20 protein-coding genes are annotated in these 17380 nt (G+C 68.3%); 6 read left to right on the forward strand and 14 right to left on the reverse strand.

Features of this window, described 5'->3' with window-relative positions:
• Positions 1 to 895: NAD(P) transhydrogenase subunit alpha (locus ASE22_RS17385; RefSeq protein WP_056362614.1), on the reverse strand; the 895-nt coding region annotated here is incomplete at its 3' end.
• 4 nt (positions 896 to 899) lie between these two features.
• A complete protein-coding gene (locus ASE22_RS26280; protein ID WP_082545295.1) occupies positions 900 to 1043 on the reverse strand; it encodes an aa3-type cytochrome c oxidase subunit IV in 144 nt (47 codons plus the stop codon).
• A 154-nt stretch (positions 1044 to 1197) separates the two neighbouring features.
• On the opposite strand from ASE22_RS26280, the gene ASE22_RS17390 reads away from it, so the two are divergent.
• The 4 genes from ASE22_RS17390 (at position 1198) to ASE22_RS17405 (ending at position 5572) form a co-directional block, all read left to right on the forward strand.
• On the forward strand, positions 1198 to 2640 hold the full coding sequence (locus ASE22_RS17390) for a sigma-54-dependent transcriptional regulator (protein ID WP_056362620.1): 1443 nt from the start codon (positions 1198 to 1200) through the stop codon (positions 2638 to 2640).
• A gap of 81 nt (positions 2641 to 2721) precedes the next feature.
• Positions 2722 to 3780 carry a type III polyketide synthase gene (locus ASE22_RS17395; RefSeq protein WP_056362623.1) on the forward strand — a complete coding sequence of 353 codons (1059 nt, stop codon included), beginning with the start codon at positions 2722 to 2724 and terminating at the stop codon, positions 3778 to 3780.
• Positions 3780 to 4490, forward strand: coding sequence for a methyltransferase domain-containing protein (locus ASE22_RS17400; protein WP_056362626.1), 711 nt, complete (start codon positions 3780 to 3782; stop codon positions 4488 to 4490). The genes ASE22_RS17395 and ASE22_RS17400 overlap by 1 nt, the downstream gene beginning before the upstream one ends.
• Positions 4469 to 5572: an NAD(P)/FAD-dependent oxidoreductase gene (locus ASE22_RS17405; protein ID WP_056362630.1), complete on the forward strand. Its 1104-nt coding sequence runs from the start codon at positions 4469 to 4471 to the stop codon at positions 5570 to 5572. Before ASE22_RS17400 ends, ASE22_RS17405 begins: the two co-directional genes overlap by 22 nt.
• Before the next feature lie 51 nt (positions 5573 to 5623).
• Here ASE22_RS17405 and ASE22_RS17410 read toward each other — a convergent pair whose 3' ends face one another.
• The 6 genes from ASE22_RS17410 to ASE22_RS17435 all read right to left on the reverse strand — a co-directional run bounded on the left by ASE22_RS17410 (position 5624) and on the right by ASE22_RS17435 (position 11173).
• Entirely contained in the window at positions 5624 to 6049 is a 426-nt protein-coding gene (locus tag ASE22_RS17410; protein WP_056362634.1) for a type II toxin-antitoxin system VapC family toxin, read from the reverse strand.
• Positions 6049 to 6291 (reverse strand): type II toxin-antitoxin system Phd/YefM family antitoxin, encoded by a 243-nt coding sequence (locus tag ASE22_RS17415; protein ID WP_056362638.1) that lies wholly within the window; start codon positions 6289 to 6291, stop codon positions 6049 to 6051. The genes ASE22_RS17410 and ASE22_RS17415 overlap by 1 nt, the downstream gene beginning before the upstream one ends.
• Before the next feature lie 65 nt (positions 6292 to 6356).
• Positions 6357 to 6950 (reverse strand): hypothetical protein, encoded by a 594-nt coding sequence (locus ASE22_RS17420; protein ID WP_235536273.1) that lies wholly within the window; start codon positions 6948 to 6950, stop codon positions 6357 to 6359.
• A 10-nt stretch (positions 6951 to 6960) separates the two neighbouring features.
• Positions 6961 to 8133 (reverse strand): M48 family metalloprotease, encoded by a 1173-nt coding sequence (locus ASE22_RS17425; protein ID WP_235536274.1) that lies wholly within the window; start codon positions 8131 to 8133, stop codon positions 6961 to 6963.
• Between the two features lies 1 nt (position 8134).
• The gene (locus ASE22_RS17430) at positions 8135 to 8854 is read right to left on the reverse strand and encodes a hypothetical protein (protein ID WP_056362644.1); all 720 of its coding nucleotides are present in this window, start codon (positions 8852 to 8854) and stop codon (positions 8135 to 8137) included.
• A 204-nt stretch (positions 8855 to 9058) separates the two neighbouring features.
• Positions 9059 to 11173 carry a TonB-dependent receptor plug domain-containing protein gene (locus ASE22_RS17435; protein WP_056362648.1) on the reverse strand — a complete coding sequence of 705 codons (2115 nt, stop codon included), beginning with the start codon at positions 11171 to 11173 and terminating at the stop codon, positions 9059 to 9061.
• An 85-nt stretch (positions 11174 to 11258) separates the two neighbouring features.
• Here ASE22_RS17435 and ASE22_RS17440 point away from each other — a divergent pair, with 85 nt between their 5' ends.
• Positions 11259 to 11780 (forward strand): homogentisate 1,2-dioxygenase, encoded by a 522-nt coding sequence (locus ASE22_RS17440; RefSeq protein WP_235536275.1) that lies wholly within the window; start codon positions 11259 to 11261, stop codon positions 11778 to 11780.
• A gap of 69 nt (positions 11781 to 11849) precedes the next feature.
• On the opposite strand, the gene ASE22_RS17445 is transcribed toward ASE22_RS17440, so the two are convergent.
• On the reverse strand, positions 11850 to 12479 hold the full coding sequence (locus ASE22_RS17445; protein WP_056362653.1) for a TetR family transcriptional regulator: 630 nt from the start codon (positions 12477 to 12479) through the stop codon (positions 11850 to 11852).
• 86 nt (positions 12480 to 12565) lie between these two features.
• Between ASE22_RS17445 and ASE22_RS17450 the strand changes: the two genes are divergently transcribed.
• The gene (locus ASE22_RS17450) at positions 12566 to 13240 is read left to right on the forward strand and encodes an O-methyltransferase (protein ID WP_056364055.1); all 675 of its coding nucleotides are present in this window, start codon (positions 12566 to 12568) and stop codon (positions 13238 to 13240) included.
• A gap of 37 nt (positions 13241 to 13277) precedes the next feature.
• Here ASE22_RS17450 and ASE22_RS17455 read toward each other — a convergent pair whose 3' ends face one another.
• The 5 genes from ASE22_RS17455 to ASE22_RS17475 all read right to left on the reverse strand — a co-directional run bounded on the left by ASE22_RS17455 (position 13278) and on the right by ASE22_RS17475 (position 17310).
• Entirely contained in the window at positions 13278 to 13532 is a 255-nt protein-coding gene (locus ASE22_RS17455; protein ID WP_056362656.1) for a hypothetical protein, read from the reverse strand.
• 60 nt (positions 13533 to 13592) lie between these two features.
• Positions 13593 to 14378 carry a LysR family transcriptional regulator gene (locus tag ASE22_RS17460; RefSeq protein WP_056362658.1) on the reverse strand — a complete coding sequence of 262 codons (786 nt, stop codon included), beginning with the start codon at positions 14376 to 14378 and terminating at the stop codon, positions 13593 to 13595.
• Positions 14379 to 14391: 13 nt separating this feature from the next.
• Positions 14392 to 14790: a Co2+/Mg2+ efflux protein ApaG gene (apaG, locus tag ASE22_RS17465; RefSeq protein ID WP_056362662.1), complete on the reverse strand. Its 399-nt coding sequence runs from the start codon at positions 14788 to 14790 to the stop codon at positions 14392 to 14394.
• Positions 14791 to 14792: 2 nt separating this feature from the next.
• Positions 14793 to 16001 (reverse strand): O-succinylhomoserine sulfhydrylase, encoded by a 1209-nt coding sequence (gene metZ, locus ASE22_RS17470; RefSeq protein ID WP_056362664.1) that lies wholly within the window; start codon positions 15999 to 16001, stop codon positions 14793 to 14795.
• A 229-nt stretch (positions 16002 to 16230) separates the two neighbouring features.
• Positions 16231 to 17310, reverse strand: a complete 1080-nt coding sequence (locus ASE22_RS17475; RefSeq protein WP_056362667.1) for a branched-chain amino acid aminotransferase — start codon at positions 17308 to 17310, stop codon at positions 16231 to 16233.
• Between the last annotated feature and the right edge of the window lie 70 nt (positions 17311 to 17380).

A 17380-nucleotide genomic window follows, 5' to 3' on the forward strand; every position in this document is an offset into this window, starting at 1 on the left:
CCGCACCCTCGACATTGCCGCCGCTTTCGGCCGCGAGGTCGACGATCACGGAGCCCGCGCGCATCGTCGCGATCTGCGCGTCGCTGATCAGCCGCGGSGCGGGACGCCCCGGGATCAGCGCGGTGGTGATCACGATATCCTGCTTGGCGATGTGGCTCGACACCAGTTCGGYCTGGGCCTTCTGATATTCCTCCGACATCTCGGTCGCGTAACCGCCCGATCCCTCGCCCTCGATGCCGGCGACCTTCTCGACGAAGATCGGCTTGGCGCCGAGCGACTGGATCTGCTCCTTSGTCGCCGAGCGCACGTCGGTCGCCGAGACCTGAGCACCGAGGCGCCGCGCGGTCGCGATCGCCTGGAGCCCGGCGACGCCGACGCCCATGATGAAGGCGCGCGCCGCGGACACGGTGCCCGCCGCCGTCATCATCATCGGGAAGGCACGGCCATATTCGGCCGCCGCCAGCARCACCGCCTTGTAGCCGGCAAGGTTCGAYTGCGACGACARKATGTCCATCGACTGCGCGCGGGTGATGCGCGGCATGAACTCCATCGCCAATGCCTCGAAGCCCTTGGCSGCATAGGCGTCGATCCGGGCGCGGTCCCCGAACGGGTTCAGCCCCGCGACGATCCACGCCCCCGGCCTCGCACCGGCCAGCGCCTCGGGATCGGGCCCCTGCACGCCGAACAGGATGTCGGCCCCCTCGAGAATCGCGGCGCGATCGCCGACCTTGGCCCCCGCGGCCTCATAGTCGCCGTCCGCGATCGAAGCGCCTTCTCCGGCCCCCCGCTCGACCCCCAGTTCGGCACCCAATGCGATGAACTTCTTCACCGTCTCGGGCGTGGCGGACACGCGGCTTTCCCCGGCCGCGGCCTCCTTCAGCACCGCGATCTTCAAGCGATCAACCCTTGGGGGCGATCAGGAAGACCACCAGCAGGCCGGTCAGGGCACTGGCGATAGTGCCCACCTTCAGCAGGCTGAGGAAGCCCGAATAGGTCTGGTTGTGAGCCTTGTAGTCCATCGGCGCGCCATGATCGTCGGACATATGTCTTCCCTGCTGATGACAGATTTTTCGGGCGCACTTCTAGACGGCCCCCCTCCTCGCCTCAAGCGCAAATGGCCTTCCCTGGCCAAGCTGCCAGGTCGATTTAATTTTGCTTAGCTTTTCAACGCTAAGGGCGGGGGCGAAGGAGCAGCGAATGCGTCGCGACGGCCCCCCGGGGCTCTTGCTGATCGATGCCGAACCGGCCCAGGCCGGTCTGATGAGCGCGCTCGCGCAGCGTGCCGGCTGGCGCGTGCTGCGCGCGGCGGACGTCGGCGACGCGCTGCGCCGGGCCGCCCGCGCCGGCGTCCGGCTCGACGCGGCGCTAATCGACCTGTGGTCGCCCGACCCGGCGGCGGCGGAGCGATCGATCGCCCAGCTGCGCAAGAACCTCCCCGACCTCCCGATCATCGTCGTCACCGCGCAGGATTCGGTCGCGCTCGCGGTGCGAGCCGTCCGCGCCGGCGCGCGCGACGTGGTGGTCAAGCCGATCGCACGCCACCGGCTGCTCGCCGCACTCGACCATGCGATCGCCGACGACGCGCCAGCCGGCGAACTCCAGCCGCTGGTCGAGAAATGGTCGGAGGCGCTCGACTTCTCGGAGATCGTCGGATCGGCACCGGGCTTCCGCCGCGCGCTCGGCATCGCGATGCGCGCCGCCCAGACCCCGGCGACGATCCTGATCGAAGGCGAAAGCGGCGTCGGCAAGGAGGTGCTCGCCCAGGCGATCCACCGCGCCTCGGCCTGCCATGCCGGTCCGCTGATCACGGTCAACTGCGCGGCGATTCCCGCCAATCTCGTCGAATCCGAATTGTTCGGCCATGAGCGCGGCGCCTTCACCGGCGCGTTCGAGCGGCGCCCGGGCCTGTTCGCCAACGCCCATGGCGGCACGATCTTCCTCGACGAGATCGGCGACCTCCCCGCCGACGCGCAGGCCAAGCTGCTGCGCGTGCTGCAGTCCGGCGAGATCCGGCCGCTCGGCGCGGCCCATCCGCGCCAGGTGTCGGTGCGGGTCGTCGCCGCGACCAACCGGCGCCTGTCCGACGACGTCGCGCGCGGGCGCTTCCGCGAGGACCTGTTCTACCGGCTCGCGGTGGTGCCGGTGACCCTGCCGCCGCTGCGCGACCGCGGCAGCGACATCGCGCCGCTCGCGGTACATCTGCTCGAGCGGATCGCCCGCCAGCTTGGGCTGGCCTCGCTCGCCATCGACGCCTCGGCGATCGAGCTGCTCGAGGCCTATGACTGGCCGGGCAACGTCCGCCAGCTCCACAACGTCCTGTTCCGCGCGGCGATCTTCTGCGGCGGCGACACGCTGAGCGCCGCCGACTTCCCCCGGCTGCGCGAGGGCCCGGCCGACCCGCAGCCGGCGGCGAACGACGACGCGCCGGTGGCGGCCATGGCCGTCCGGCCCGCCGGCAGCGTCGCACTGTTCGGGGCGGACGGCCATGTCCGGCCGATCGAGGAGATCGAGGCCGACCTGATCCGCATGGCGATCGGCCATTATCGCGGCCGGATGACCGAGGTCGCCCGCCGCCTGCGCATCGGCCGATCGACGCTCTACCGGAAGCTCGGCGAACTGGGGATCGAGCAGACGGGGTAGCGGCCCTTCCGGATATCCGAATTGGATTGCTCCTCCCGTCCCGGCGTGGGACATTAGGGCAGTGCCGAGTGTTATCCTGTCATGACCGCCCATATCCACGCGATCGGCACCGCCGTGCCGGACCACGACATCCACGAGATATTCATCGGCTGGGCCGCCGGGCGGCTCGAGGGCCGCGAGCGCGCGCTGTTCGAGCGGATGGCGGGACGTTCGGGGATCGAGCATCGCTTCACCGTCCTCCCGCCCATGCGCGACGGCGGGAGCCAGGTCGATCCCGGCGGCTTCTACGGCGGCGCGATGCCGGCCACCTCGACGCGGATGGCGACTTATGCCCGCGAGGCGCCCGAGCTCGCGCTGAAGGCGATCGACGACCTGTCGGAACGCGCCTCGCTCGACGGAATCAGCCATCTCGTGGTGGCGAGCTGCACCGGCTTCGTGGCCCCCGGCATCGACCAGATCATCGCCCGACGGCTCGGCCTCGACGGCTCGGTCGAACGGACGCTGGTCGGCTTCATGGGCTGCTATGCGGCGGTCGCCGCGCTCAGGGTGGCGCACCATATCGCCCGCTCCGACCCGCAGGCGCGCGTCCTGGTCGTCACGGTCGAGCTCTGCTCGCTGCACATGCAGGCGACCCCGGCGCTCGAATCGCTGCTGGCGCAGCTGCAGTTCGCCGACGGCGCCGCCGCGGCGATCGTCACCGCCGAACCCGGCGGGATCGCGATCGACCGCTTCTTCGCCGCCACCCTACCCGACAGCGACGAGCTGATCCGCTGGGACATCGGCGACGAGGGGTTCGTGATGCATCTGTCCGGCGCGGTGCCGGGGCGAATCGCGGCGGCGCTCGACACGCCCGAGCTGCGCAGCGCCATCCTCGGCAACCGCGCGGGCGGCGAGATGCCGAGCTGGGCGGTCCATGCCGGCGGGCGCTCGATCCTCGACGCGGTCGAGCATGGCCTCGGCCTCGGCGGCGCGGCGCTCGCGGCATCGCGCTCGATCCTGCGGCGCTACGGCAACATGTCCTCGGCGACGCTGATGTTCGTGCTGGCCGCGCTGATGGCCGAGACCGCGGCGATCGACGGCGTCGCGGTCGCGTTCGGCCCCGGCCTCGCCGCCGAAGGCTTCGCGATCGCCAGCCTGTGATGCGCGCGCTCGACCGCCCGGCGCAGGAGGAGGAGCAGATGGACGCTCCCGATCTCGATCCGGCGGTCTATGCCGAGGTCCTGACCGACCTCGCCTCGGTCAACCGCTGGACCCTCGCGGCGCGGCCGACGCTCGATTTCGTCGCCAGCGCCGTTGGCGACCGGCGGCGCTTCACCCTGCTCGACGTCGGGTTCGGCGACGGCGACCTGTTGCGCGCGATCGCCTGCTGGGCGGAGAAGCGCGGGATCGAGGCGGTGCTGACCGGGGTCGACCTCAACCCGCGCAGCGCCCCCATCGCCGAAGCCGCCACGCCCGGCCGCTTCGCCATTCGCTACCTGACCGGCGATTATCTCGACCATGTCGGGCCGGCGCAGGGGAAGGATCGCTTCGACCTGATCGTCAGCAGCCTCGTCGCGCATCATATGCACCACGACCAGCTCCTCACCTTCCTGCGCACGATGGAGGCCGGCGCGGCGCGCGGCTGGCACGTCAACGACCTGCACCGCCACCGCCTGGCCTATCTCGGCTTCCCCCCGCTCGCCCGGCTGATGGGCTGGCACCGCATCGTCCGCGAGGACGGCCAGCTGTCGATCGCGCGCGCACTGCGGCCGCGCGAATGGGCGCCGCTGCTCGCCGAGGCCGGGATCGGCCCCGAGGCGCGGGTGACGCGCCGCTTCCCCTTCCGGATATGCGTCGAGCGCCTGAACTGATCGCGGGCGGCGGCCCGGCCGGCGCGGCCGTGGCGCTGCTGCTCGCGCGCGGCGGGGCGATGCCCGTCCTGATCGAGCGCAGCCGCGAGCCGCACGACGTGGTGTGCGGCGGCTTCCTCGGCGGCGATGCGATCGCCCTGCTCGCGCGGCTCGGGGTCGACCCGGCGGCGCTCGGCGCACCCGCGATCCGCCGGGCGCGGCTGATCGCGGGGCGGCGGATCGCCGAGACCGACCTGCCCTTCGCCGCTGCCGGCCTGTCGCGTCGCACGCTCGACGCGACGCTGCTCGACCGCGCGGCCGGGGAAGGCGCGACGATCGAGCGTGGCCTCGCGATCCGGCGGGTCGATCTCGACCAGCGCTGCCTGCACCTGGGGGACGAGACCGCGATCGGCGCCAATGCGATCTTCCTCGCCACCGGCAAGCATGAGGCGCGCGGCGCGCCCCGCCCCACCCGGTCCGGCGACGACCCGGCGCTCGGCCTGCGCATCCGCCTCGAGCCCTCGGCCGCCCTCGCCCGCGCCCTTGCCGGAACGATCGAGCTGCACCTGTTCCGGGGCGGCTATGCGGGGCTGCTGCTGCAGGAGGATGGCGGCGCGAACCTGTGCCTGTCGGTCGCGCAGTCGCGGCTGCAGGCGGCCGGCGGCCGGCCCGAGCAGCTCATCGCGGCGCTGGCGCACGAGGCGCCGATGCTCGCCGACCGCTTCGGCGCGGCAACCGGAGCGGGCCCGTGGTCGACCGTCGCACGCATCCCCTATGGCTGGCGCGCGCGGCGCGGCCGGCACGGCATCTTCCGCCTCGGCGACCAGGCGGCGGTGATCGCCAGCCTGGCCGGCGACGGCATCGCGATCGCGCTCGACAGCGCGATCCGCGCCGCCCACGCCTTCCTCCATGATGGCGCCCAGGCGGGCCCGTCCTTCCAGAGCGCCTTCGCCGCCCGCGCCCGCCGCCCGGTCGGGGTCGCCGGCATGCTCAAGCATTGGGGCGAGACGCCGTGGGTCGCAGGACCGATGATCGCCCTGTTCCGCCATGCTCCGGGACTGATCCGCCACGCCGCGGCGACGACGCGGATCGGGGCGGATTAGCTGCTTACGCTTGCAGCGATCCGGGGATTCCCAAGCGCGGGACGTCACCGATCATACCAGCAACTGCACCGGCACTCCGAGCGCCGGCCCGGCCTCGGCAAGTCGCTGGTCGAGCGTATGCACCGTCGCACCATGCTCCGATGCAATGGCAAGATGCAGCGCATCGCCGGCCCGGAGCCCAAGAGCATGCTGATCGGCAAACCTAGCCGCCGCGCGGAACTGTCGACCCGTCACGCCAAGCAGCGTGAAGCTCTCGGCGACCAGCTTGTTGAACATGGCGAGCGCAGCGGCACGTTGCTCCAGACCGATCTGTCCGGTGCGAAGCTTGATGGCCATGGCGGACGACGTCTCCGTGATGGTCCAGTCGCTGATCGTCAGCCGAGCGATATCCTGCTCCGCCAGCCAGGCCTGAACATGCGGCGTCATCGCTTCGTTGGAGAGCGCCGCGACGATCAGCGACGTGTCGAGATACAGCATCAGTAGCGGTCGCCATCCCGCATCGACCGTACGAGATCGGCGGCGTCCTGCGACTGGAGCGGCATCGCCGCCGTCAGCGATCGAAGCAGCGCGGCATCGATCGGCTTGCGCGGCGTGGAGACGGCGGTGAGCCGCGCAACCGGCTTGCCGCGGCGGGTGATGTCGATCGAATCGCCCGCTTCGACCCGGTCGACCAATTGGCTGAGATGGGCCTTGGCATCCGCCAGGTTGATCCTATCCATATCACGCTCCTGACCATATAGGTGGTCATATAGCGTGCCGGGCTCAGGAATTCCAACATTGCCCCTCAGAAGCGCGCGCTGTCCGCAAGCTGGCGGAAGGCGGCGAGGCTTCGGTCGAAATAATGCAGGGTCGGTGCTTCGTAGGTGATCATGTAGAGAGCACCCTCGATCATGGCGGCCCGCGCCTCGCCGCGCCGATGCACGTCTTCGTCCTGCCGCACGAAGGAATAGGTAAACCGCACCCCCTTATGTCCCGCGAAAACGGCTGGTTCGACGCTGTCGATCGTCATCAACGAGGTGCCGAACGCAACGCGATAGCTCGTTTCGAACAGTAGCGGGATATCGGTGATCAGCATCGTAGCCGAAACGCGGGGGAGCGGTTGGTTTCGCTTGTCCACTTCGGCGAACAGCGGCCTGTCCGGTTCGATCCCGCCGTAGAAGGTCACATCGTTCAGCGCGTCGCCGTCGAGGGTCCAGGTCTCCGCTCGGCGACCCGGTCGCTCGTCGAGTCGGTTCCATTCCGTCGTCGGCGTAATCGACAGGTCGGATTTTGCGACCTTCTTCCGCTCACCGGGCGCGATCAGGGAATTGCCGGCGATCGCCGGTATCGAAAAGACCAGTGCCGCCAACGCGACAAGAGCCAGGGCATTTCGCTTCACGGCAATCCCCTCAATTGGCCAGCAGCGCGGAAATCATCGGTGCATCCTTCGCATCGGGAACGAGGCCCAGATATTGCCGCAGCGCCGCCTGGCCGGCTTCGACCTGCTGGCTCCGCATCAGCACAAGGCCGAGGCCGCGATGCACTTCGGGATTTGCGCATCCCCCGGCCACCGCTTCCTGGTAGAATTGCGCGGCGCTCACCAGATCGCGCGGATTGCCCCTTTGCCGGTAAAGCTCGGCGCGCGCGTAGAGCAGCTCCGGCGTCCATTCGTTTCCAGCCAGCGACTGCAGGATGAATTCGGTCCCGCCGAAATCGTTGAGCTTGATCTGGTCATCGAGGAATATCGGAAGCCATTTGGCCGTGCCCTGCCGATATGCAGAAGCCGCCGTATCGCCACCGTCGCCGATCCTGGCGGCCTCCTGACGCAGATAGGTCGCCCGCGCCAGCCCGGTCGGATGCGAGGCGGCGTAGCCCGCCTTGTAACTATGCGTGGCCTTGCGCTTGCGGCCGAGCTCGGTCGCGTCCTGCTCGGCGATCTGCCGGTCCCAGACGTCCGCCGCGGCGGTGGCGGGATAGGGGGAGAGCCCGAGATAATGCGCGCCGCGAAGGTCCGCCTCCTTCTCCTGGTCACGTTCGAATGCGTAGAAGGCACCGGCCACGGCATGGGGAATCGAGCTGTTCGAAACGAGGATATTCGCCCACATCTGGATATCGCTGGCGGAGCGGCGCGCCATGAACCCCTTCAGCGAATGCCTCAGTTCGAAATGAGCGAACTCGTGCCCCAGAACGGCACCCAGTTCCGCCTCGTTGCGGACGCGCAGCAACAGGCCCGACCATATCGTCATCATGCCGTTGGGATACATCGTCGCGTTGAACTGCGGGACGCGGAGCACATAGACGCGCACGTTGCGACACCGCTCCTCGCCGACCGTTCGGCAGAATACGCCGCGCACATAAGCATTCAATTCGGTATCGGGGATGACGAAACGCGAGTCCCGCAGGACGCGCTCGTCCTCGTCGGCCTCCATCCACATCCCGCGCTCGTCGACGCCCTGAGGCTGATAGGCCTGAGTAAAAGGAGGCAGCGGCACGGTATCGGGAACGCGCGCCCCGACCGGAAGAGAGGCCAGCGTGATCGCAAGGCCGAAGAGCCCACTGGAAAAGCCGATCCGCACCATCATCCTAATTCCCTACGGCGGCGGCGGCGGCCGCAGTGGGAAGGACGGCCGGGACGACCGTCGCCGTCTTCCCGGGAAAACCCTCGAACAACTGGGAAACGCGCTTCGAGGCGCCCTCCTCGGTACGCACGTCCCCACCCATTTCGAGATCGGCGTTTAGCCACACGAGGTCGCCCGTCTTCAGATCGATCAGACCCGCCGAGCCCTTGTGCACCCCGGAAGGCATGGAGATGCCGGGTATCAGGGCGCCAACCACCTGGGCCATCTTGCGGCCCGTCGATCCATATTGGTCCTCGGTCTCGATGAAGAGGGCATAATCGGCGCCCGCGAGGCCGGGCAGCCCGGCGATCTCCGGGCCAAGCGTCCATTCGAAGCTGTTCTTCCGCTTCTTGGTGGGCAGGCGATTTCCCGAAAAGAATTGATATTCGATCACCGAACCGACGACGGCCCTGAACAGCGCCCGATATTCCATCGCGAGCGCACCATCGGCCCCCATCGGCTCGGCATAGGGAACGACCAGATTGCCGAGGCCCGATTGCGCATCGGCGATTGCTTTGCCCAAATTCTGCTTCGCCTGATCGGTCCAATCCGCATTGGGCTCGAACAGCCCGCCGGTCGATTGTTCGCCCACCTTTATCGATGGGCGCATCAATATGATCCTGACCGAACCGGGCGCCAGGGTGAAGCCGGGCTTATTCCCCGTCTTCTCCTGCGCGTTCGCCATGGTCGCACAGCACAACAGCGCCAGAAGCGCGACTCTCCGATATTTCACGATGTTCGCCCCCGAACATTATCGTCACCGCACATATTGCTGCAGCGGGGGGCGTTTTGCCAACTCCTATTGTGCACGAATGCACCATTTTGGCTCTATAAGGCGACATGGCGCATCAGCCCGCCGGCATCGCACCGGCCCTGCCCTGCCGGGCGATCAGTAGCGCGCGCGGATGCTCGCGAAGAAGCTGCGGCCCGGTTCGGGGAAGCCGTCGGTCAGGACATGATAGTCGTCGAAGATGTTGCGCGCGCCGACGCCGATCTCGACATTGTCGATGACCTCGTAATCGACCCGCAGATTGGCCTGCACATAGCCGCCGGTGCGGTAATAGCGCACCAGCCCCGCCGCGCCCGGCACGAAGCTGTCGAGCGTGGTGCGCTTCGAGGCGAAGTCCATGTTCGGATAGACGCTCAGCCGCGCGATCGGCGACCAGCGCGCATAGGCGAAGCCCTTGTGGGTCGGCACGTCGGTCAGCGCGAACACCGGCACCGTCACCGCGGCTTGCCGGGCGATGTCGAACGCGCGACGGATATAGGTGTAGTTGGCGCCCAGCTCCAGCGCGGCCGTCGGCTGCCAGATCAACGCGATCTCGCCGCCACGATATTTGCCGTCGCCGAGGTTGCGGCGCTGGCTGGTGTTGGCCGGGAAGCCCGCCGGACGGACCGCGACGATCGCGTCCTGCACGTCGCTGTAGAAGATCGCACCCTCGACCCGGAACGCGCCCATCCGGCGCGAGCCGCCGATCTCGTAGTTCACCGCGCGCTCAGGCTTCAGGCCCGGATTGGAGGCGGCGGTGCCGAACTGGGTGCTGAACCGTTCGAAGATGGTGGGAAAGCGTGCGCGGCGCGAGACGCCGGCGTGCAGGCTGCTATCCCCGTCGGGCCGCCAGTCGAGCCGCGCCTGCCAGTTGAAGGCCGAGGCATCGGCGCGCGGATAATCGAAGATGCGGGCCGACGCTTCGCCGGGCGGGGTGCCGAATTCCTCCGCCTTGCGCAGCTCGCGCCAGTCATAGCTTATGCCGGCGGTCACGCCGAGCTTGGGCGTCAAATCCGCGCGATATTCGGCGGCGGCGCTGTAGGTGTCCTCCTTGTTGGCCTGCGGCGGTTCGGTGAACCCGCTCGGAAAGCCCTGCTGATATTCGACATGCTCGTCGCGACGATAATGGAAGGCGAGGCTCAGCGCGTTGGCATCGGTGACGGCAAGGTCGAGCTGCGCCGACCCGCCATAGGCCTTGTCCGCATAATAGCTGTTGAACGAGCGGCCGAGCGTCTGTGTCGTCTGGCTGGCGTTGTCGAACGAACTCAGCAGGTTGTCGAAGCTGTTGCGATAGGCGCGGGTCTTGAAGGTCGCGCGGTCGCCGAGCCGGGTGGTCGAGAGGAAATAGATGCTCTCGATGTTCCAATAGGGCCAGGCCCAGAAGCGCGGATTCGGCGCGCCGGGGGGCAGCGGGTTCGACACCGGATCGGTGACGTGGAGCGGCGCGTTCTTGCTGCCCTCCTGCCGGGTGTAGCTGATCGAATATTCGTCGGTGTCGTTGGGCGTGAAGCCGAGCTTGGCATTGACCCGCCAGTCGCGCGTCCGCGCGGCGTCGCGCGCGCCACCGTCCTCGGCCGATCCCGCGACGGGCGTGTAATCGCCGGGCAGGTCCCAATGGTCGGTGAAGCTGCGGGCATAGGACGCCTGTGCATACCAGCGATCATGCCGGGTACCGAGCGACGCGAAGGTGCCGTAGCCGGCATAGTCGACACCGCGGTCCAAGTTGAGCGTGCCGCGCAGCTCGGCCTCGATCGTCCTTGTCGGCTTGCGCGTGACGAGGTTGATCGCGCCGCCCATCGCCCCCGGGCCGTCGAGCACCGACGCATAGCCCTTGGCGACCTGGATCTCGGCGATGTCGGGAGTGAGGAAGCGGCCATAATCGAGCCGGTTGTCGGCGGGCAGGTAGACGCGGATGCCGTCGATCGACACCGGCACCTGGAACCGATCGAAGCCGCGCACGAAGACGAGACGCTCATTGCGCGAACCGCCGCTGTTGCCGGAGGCCACGCCCGGGATAAGGTTGGCGGCTTCGTCGAGGGTGGCGCGGTTGAAGGCGTAGATCGCCTCCGACGTCAGCGTCGAACCGCCGATTTCCACCCCGGCGGGGCGGGTGCCGGTGACGATGATCTGGCCGAGCGAGAAGGCGTTGCCGCCGGCGTCGTCCGCCGCTTCGGCATGCGCCGGTGCCATCACCGCGACCGCCGCGGTGGCGAGGAGGATCGTCTTCAACTGCATGGGGTTCCCTTTTTCCGCGCCGGCTTGTGCCGTTTCGAATCGCTATATATGATGATATATAGCTAGTACGGAAAAGGAAAAGACGGTGCGGACATGGATGGGCGCGGGGATGGCCCTGCTGATCTCGGCCCCGGCCCTGGCGCAGATGGAGCCGCCGGCGCCGGCCGACTGCACGACCCCGGTACCACCGCCGGCTGAGATGGCGGGCTGGACGGGGCGAACGCCGCTCGTCGCGGCGAGCGACGCCGGGCAGCTTTCCATGGCCACCCTCGCCATCGGCCGGGGGGTCGACGCGGCGCTGAGCCCGACCGCCGACATGCGCTATGTAGTGCGTCCGGAGAAGCCCGGCGGATCGGTCAGCCATGGCGGCCTGTTCGGCTTCACCATCGCCGCAGCCGGCACCTATCGGATCGCGATCGGATCGGGCGCCTGGATCGACGTGCTCAGGGAGGGCAAGGCCGTGGAATCCACGGCGCACGGCCACGGCCCCGCCTGCAGCGGCATCCGCAAGATGGTCGACTTCACGCTCCGGCCGGGCCGCTACGTCCTCCAGATCGCCGCCAATGGAAGCCCGACCCTGCCGCTGCTGCTGACTCGCCTGCCCTGATGCGCCGGCGCTTCCTCCCCGGGCTGACGGGAATGGATGCTCTACGGGTTCCGGGCTCGTGTTGGATCGCTACCGGGCCATCCGCTCCAGATAGGCGCAGAACATATCGGCCATGGCATCGGCATAGGCCGCGATCTCGTCGCCGGTGCGATCGGTTTTGGAAAAGCTGCTGCCAACTTCGCCCAGCGTCGTCTCGATCAGGTCGGCGGCGCGTGCGACCGTCGCTTCGTCGACCGCGGGCAAGGCCTCGTCCATGAAGGTGCGGATGATGCGTGCGCCCGATGCGCGGACGGCGTCGGCCTCGGGCGCATCGCGGTAGAGGGGCGCGGCGTCGCCCAAGGCGATGCGAACCTGTGCCTCGTCGCATTCGGACCGGAGGAAGGCGTGGACGAGGGTTCGTACGCGTTGCGGCACCGACTGGCTGCGTTCCTCGAGGATGGTGCGCAGCAGTTCGGCTGTGCGAAGCCATTCATCGCTTTGCAGGCGGAACAGGATCGCCGCCTTGTTCGGGAAATATTGGTAGAGCGACCCTACGCTGACGCCCGCACGCTCGGCGACGCGCGCGGCGGTGAAGCGGCCCGCACCTTCCGCCCGCAAAACCTGAACAGCGGCATCGAGCACGGCCGCCACCAAGTCGCTGGCGCGCGCCTGCTTGGGCTCCTTTCGTAAGGAAACCTGCGGATTTCGACGATCTGCCACGAGCGGCTTCCAGGATGCGAATAGCGAACCTGACGAACTATTCGTATTTTCCGGTGCAGCGCAAGACGCTTTGCAAGGAACTTTCCATGACGACATTCACGACCAGCCCGGCGGCACCGCTGCTCCGCCGTCTCTTCGCCGAGGCGGAGGCCGTCAACCCGGTCACTTCACCATCGGTCGCCGACTATTGGAACGGCCTGAGCGGCGCGGACAAGACGCGGCTGTTGCAGAGCCGTACCGACTATGTCGACTTCTATGCACGAATGAAGGACGTGCCGCTCGCGGTCTCGCGCGAGACGGGCGACCTGCTCTACATGCTGACGCGGTCGTCGCGCGCGACATCGATCGTCGAGTTCGGCACCTCGTTCGGCCTGTCGACGATCTGTCTGGCCGCGGGGCTGCGCGACAATGGCGGCGGCCGGCTGATCACCAGCGAGTTCGAGCCGTCGAAAGTCGACCGCGCCAAGGCCAATCTGGTGGAGGCCGGCCTGGCGGACCTCGTCGAGTTGCGCGAGGGTGATGCGCTGGACACGCTGTCTCGCGATCTGCCCGAGAGTGTCGACCTGCTGCTGCTCGATGGCGCCAAGTCTCTCTATTCCGACATTCTCGACCTCGTCGCGCCGCGGCTGCGGCCGGGAGCACTGGTCGTCGCAGATAATGCGGATTTCTGCCCGGCCTATCTGGAACGCATCCGAGCGGTGGACAGCGGCTATCTGTCGGTGGCCTTCGCCGAGGACATCGACGTGTCGCTCAGGCTCTGAGTATCACCCCGGAGGCGCGCGAGCGACGGCTTGCCCGTCAATCGTCGCGCTGCTGGCGGCGCCAGTCCTTCTCGGCGCGCTTGCGCTCCTTGCGGTCGCGCTCTTCCTGCTTGCGCATCTCGCGGCCGCGGTTGCGGTCGGCTTCGTCCTGGCTGGTGGTGGCCCAGTCGACGCCCTTGCCGACGGCCTTGAACGGCGCGGTCACCACGGTCTTGGCGGTGCTAACGCAGCCCGCCAGCGACAGGGCGCCGAGGGCGGCGGCGGCGATGCGAAGGTTGAGATGGGTTGTCATGAGCCCCTTCCAACATATTGGATATGAACGATCCGTGGCCGAGCGTCGCCCCGCACCCGATCAGATGTCGGTCAGGGTGGCGACCAGCGCCCGGACCTTCTTCTGGCGCCACTGCGGGGTCGGCGCCACCAGCCAATAGGCCTTGGGCGACGGCGCCGGCTCGCCATGGGCGCGAACCCGGCCCTCGGCGATGTCGCGCTCGACGAGCAGCGCGGGGACGTGCGCGGTACCGAACCCCGAGGCCGCCGCGTCGATGGCGAGGCCGGCATCGGCCACCATCAGCCCGGCATCCTTGTCTTCGGCGGGGGCGCCCGGCCAGCCGATCGGGGCACCGTCGGCGAGGCCCACGGTGACGAGCGCGCCGTCCGCAAGCTTGACGCCTTCATGCTCGCCCGGGCCATCGGCATAGCAGACCGCGAGGTCGAGATTGGCCTGGGTGAAGTCGAGCCCCTCGTCCGCCGACAGCAGGACGAAGCGCAGTTCGGGATCGTTGCGGCCGAAATCGGCGAGGCGCGGCGCCAGCCATTTGGCGGTGAAGTCGCGCGGTGCGGCGATCGTCAGCGTCTTGGACGACTGCCCCGCCTGCATCGCACGGACCGCCTCCTCGAACTGGAGGAAACCCGCCCGCAGCGCGTCGAGCCCCGCCTCGCCCTCGGGCGTCAGCTCCAGGCCCTTGGCGGTACGGCGGAACAGGACGACGCCGAGCGTGTCCTCGAGCGCGCGGATCTGCTGGCCGACAGCGGCCGGCGTCACCGCCAGCTCGTCGGCGGCGCGGGTGAAGGACAGATGGCGCGCGGCGGCATCGAGCACGCGCAGGCCATTGAGCGGCAGATGGGTTCTCTTCACGCCCCCAGCCTCCTTACAGGGCCACCGCCGGGCCGATCAGCGGGAAGCGCGGGATCGCGGCCTCGAAGGTCGACCCGTCCTCGGCGACCATGTGGTAGCTGCCCTCCATCGATCCGGTCGGGGTCTGGAGCGGGCAGCCCGAGACATAGTCATAGGCCTGGCCCGGTTCGATCACCGGTTGCTCGCCGACCACCCCCTCGCCGCGCACGTCGTGCTTCACGCCGCGGCCGTCGGTGATCAGCCAATGGCGGGTGAGCAGCTGGACGGCCTGCTTTCCGCCATTCTCGATCCGGATATGATAGGACCAGAACCAGCGGCCGCGCGCGGGCTCCGACTGCTCGGGCATGAAGGACACCGCGACCCGCACCGTCACGCTGCGGCTCTGCGCGACATGCGGGAAGAGCGCCTGCATGATCACAGGCCGACCGCTTTCAACGCCCTGTCGAAATCGTCGATGACGTCGAGCGGGTCTTCCAGACCGACATTGAGCCGCAGCATGCCTTCGTCGACTCCCATTTCCGCGCGCACCTCGGCCGACAGTCCGGCATGGGTGGTCGACGCGGGGTGCGTCATGAGCGATCGAGAGTCGCCGATATTGTTCGAAATGTCGACCAGTTCGAGCGCGTCGAGCAGGCCATGCGCCTGCTTTCGCCCGCCGTCGAGATAGATCGACACGATCGTGCCGCCCGCCGACATCTGTTTCATCGCCAGATCGTGCTGCGGATGGCTCGGCAGGGCCGGAAACAGGACGCGCGGCACCCGGCCTTCGAGGAAGCGGGCGACCTTGAGCGCGTTCTCGCTCTGCCGGTTGATGCGAAGCTCGAGCGTCTCCAGTCCCTTGATCACGACCCAGGCGTTGAACGGCGACAGGGTCGGCCCGGTGTTGCGGGTGAAGGCCAGCAGCGTGTTGTTGATGAAATCGTCGGTGCCGCAGACGGCGCCGGCAAGGACACGGCCCTGCCCGTCCATCATCTTGGTCGCCGAATAGGCGACGATGTCGGCGCCATAGTCCATCGGCCGCTGGAGCAGCGGCGTCGCGAAGGCATTGTCGACGACGGTCAGCAACCCGGCGTCCCTGGCGATCCGGCAGACCGCCTCCAGGTCGACGATGTCGAGCGTCGGGTTGGCCGGCGTCTCGAAGAAGAACAGCTTGGTATTGGGCCGGATCGCGGCCTTCCACGCGTCGTTGTCGCGGCCGTCGACGATCGTCGTCTCGATCCCGAACCGCGGCAGCAGGCTGTCGGTCAGCCAGCGGCACGAGCCGAACGCGGCGCGCCCGGCGACGAGATGGTCGCCGGCCGAGAGCTGGCAAAGCAGGGCCGCCGTCATCGCCGCCATGCCCGACGCCATGCAGCGCGCCGCCTCGGCCCCCTCCATCAGCGCGATCCGCTCCTCGAGCATCTCGACCGTGGGGTTCTGCAGGCGCGAGTAGGTCATCCCCTTCTGCTCGCCGGCGAAGCGCGCGGCGGCATCGCCCGCGCAGTCATAGGCATAGCCCGAGGTGAGGAAGAGCGCCTCGCTCGTCTCCCCGAAATGCGAGCGCGCGGTGCCGGCGCGGATCGCCTGGGTGGCGGGCCTCCAGCGGGTGGTGATCGAGCGGTCCTGGCCAGTCAGTTTCTTCATCGCGCGCCCGCTTTGCCGCCCCAGCCGAGTCCCGTCAACTTCGGCGGGTCCTCTCCCCGTTCGTCATCCGGCGAAAGCGGGCGCCTTGCGTGACGCGTCACCCGGCGGAGGCCGGGATCCCGGGAGAGTGGAGACGGGCGCGCGGCAGAGCGACATGTGCCCCCGCCTGCAAAAGTCCCGCGGACGTCTAAAGAACAGGAGGGGCTCTCGCCTCCTCCCTTCCCCAGGGTCAACCGATCTTGCGCACCCAGCCATAGGGATCGGCGACGGTCCCGCGCTGGATCCCGGTCAGCCGGTCGCGCAGCCGCGCGGTCGTCTGGCCGGTGCCGCCCGCACCTATGGTGAAATCGCCCTGCTCGCTCTTGACCGTGCCGATCGCGGTGACGACCGCGGCGGTGCCGCAGGCGAAGCTTTCGACCAGCTTGCCCGACTGCGCGTCGGCCTTCCACTGGTCGAAGGAATAAGCCTCCTCGCGCACCGCGATGCCCTCGTCCCGCGCCATGCGGATGATCGAGTCGCGGGTGATGCCGGGCAGGATCGTGCCCTGCAGCGGCGGCGTCACCATCGATCCGTCGTCCATGACGAAGAAGACGTTCATGCCGCCCAGTTCCTCGATCCACTTGCGCTCCACCGCATCGAGGAAGACGACCTGGTCGCAGCCATGCTGCGTCGCCTGCGCCTGGGCGAGGAGGCTGGCGGCATAGTTGCCGCCGCACTTGGCGCTGCCCGTACCGCCGGGCGCCGCGCGGGTATAGTCGGCCGAGACCCAGACGGTGACCGAGTCCTTGCCGCCCTTGAAATAGGCGCCGACCGACGATGCGATCACCATGAACAGATATTCGGACGAGGGCTTCACACCCAGGAACACTTCGTTCGCGAACATGAACGGGCGCAGGTAGAGGCTGCCGCCCGCACCCGGGACCCAGTCGCGGTCGATCTTCACGAGCTGCTCGACCGCCTCGAGGAACAGGTCCTCGGGCACGTCGGGCATCGCCATGCGCCGCGCCGACAGGTTGAAGCGGGCAGCGTTCGCCTCCGGACGGAACAGCGCGAGGCCGTCGCCCATCCGGTAGGCCTTCATCCCTTCGAAGATCTCCTGCGCATAATGGAGCACCGCCGACGCCGGATCGATCTGCAGCGGGCCGCGCGCCTTCACCTCGGCATCGTGCCACCCCTTGCCCTCGACATAGCGGACGATGACCATATGATCGGTGAAGACACGACCGAAACCAGGATTTTCCAGCAGCTTGGCGCGGTCTTCCGACGAGGTCGGCGCCGCGTTGGGCAGGATGGTGAACGGGGTCGTCATCGGTAACTGCTCCTGCGAAACTCTTCCTGCTCTAAACCCAGCTTCTATCGGCTGCGCCAGAGAAATATGC

Source organism: Sphingomonas sp. Root720, assembly GCF_001428605.1.
Taxonomy (GTDB): Bacteria; Pseudomonadota; Alphaproteobacteria; order Sphingomonadales; family Sphingomonadaceae; genus Rhizorhabdus.

What these genes read in the sequence shown, in the direction of transcription:
- ASE22_RS26280 (WP_082545295.1), bottom strand. Translation starts at nt 1,043, where the DNA reads ATGTCCGACGATCATGGCGCGCCGATGGACTACAAGGCTCACAACCAG.
- ASE22_RS17390 (WP_056362620.1), top strand. Translation starts at nt 1,198, where the DNA reads ATGCGTCGCGACGGCCCCCCGGGGCTCTTGCTGATCGATGCCGAACCG.
- ASE22_RS17395 (WP_056362623.1), top strand. Translation starts at nt 2,722, where the DNA reads ATGACCGCCCATATCCACGCGATCGGCACCGCCGTGCCGGACCACGAC.
- ASE22_RS17400 (WP_056362626.1), top strand. Translation starts at nt 3,780, where the DNA reads ATGCGCGCGCTCGACCGCCCGGCGCAGGAGGAGGAGCAGATGGACGCT.
- ASE22_RS17405 (WP_056362630.1), top strand. Translation starts at nt 4,469, where the DNA reads ATGCGTCGAGCGCCTGAACTGATCGCGGGCGGCGGCCCGGCCGGCGCG.
- ASE22_RS17410 (WP_056362634.1), bottom strand. Translation starts at nt 6,049, where the DNA reads ATGCTGTATCTCGACACGTCGCTGATCGTCGCGGCGCTCTCCAACGAA.
- ASE22_RS17415 (WP_056362638.1), bottom strand. Translation starts at nt 6,291, where the DNA reads ATGGATAGGATCAACCTGGCGGATGCCAAGGCCCATCTCAGCCAATTG.
- ASE22_RS17425 (WP_235536274.1), bottom strand. Translation starts at nt 8,133, where the DNA reads ATGATGGTGCGGATCGGCTTTTCCAGTGGGCTCTTCGGCCTTGCGATC.
- ASE22_RS17430 (WP_056362644.1), bottom strand. Translation starts at nt 8,854, where the DNA reads ATGGCGAACGCGCAGGAGAAGACGGGGAATAAGCCCGGCTTCACCCTG.
- ASE22_RS17435 (WP_056362648.1), bottom strand. Translation starts at nt 11,173, where the DNA reads ATGCAGTTGAAGACGATCCTCCTCGCCACCGCGGCGGTCGCGGTGATG.
- ASE22_RS17450 (WP_056364055.1), top strand. Translation starts at nt 12,566, where the DNA reads ATGACGACATTCACGACCAGCCCGGCGGCACCGCTGCTCCGCCGTCTC.
- ASE22_RS17455 (WP_056362656.1), bottom strand. Translation starts at nt 13,532, where the DNA reads ATGACAACCCATCTCAACCTTCGCATCGCCGCCGCCGCCCTCGGCGCC.
- apaG (WP_056362662.1), bottom strand. Translation starts at nt 14,790, where the DNA reads ATGCAGGCGCTCTTCCCGCATGTCGCGCAGAGCCGCAGCGTGACGGTG.
- metZ (WP_056362664.1), bottom strand. Translation starts at nt 16,001, where the DNA reads ATGAAGAAACTGACTGGCCAGGACCGCTCGATCACCACCCGCTGGAGG.
- ASE22_RS17475 (WP_056362667.1), bottom strand. Translation starts at nt 17,310, where the DNA reads ATGACGACCCCGTTCACCATCCTGCCCAACGCGGCGCCGACCTCGTCG.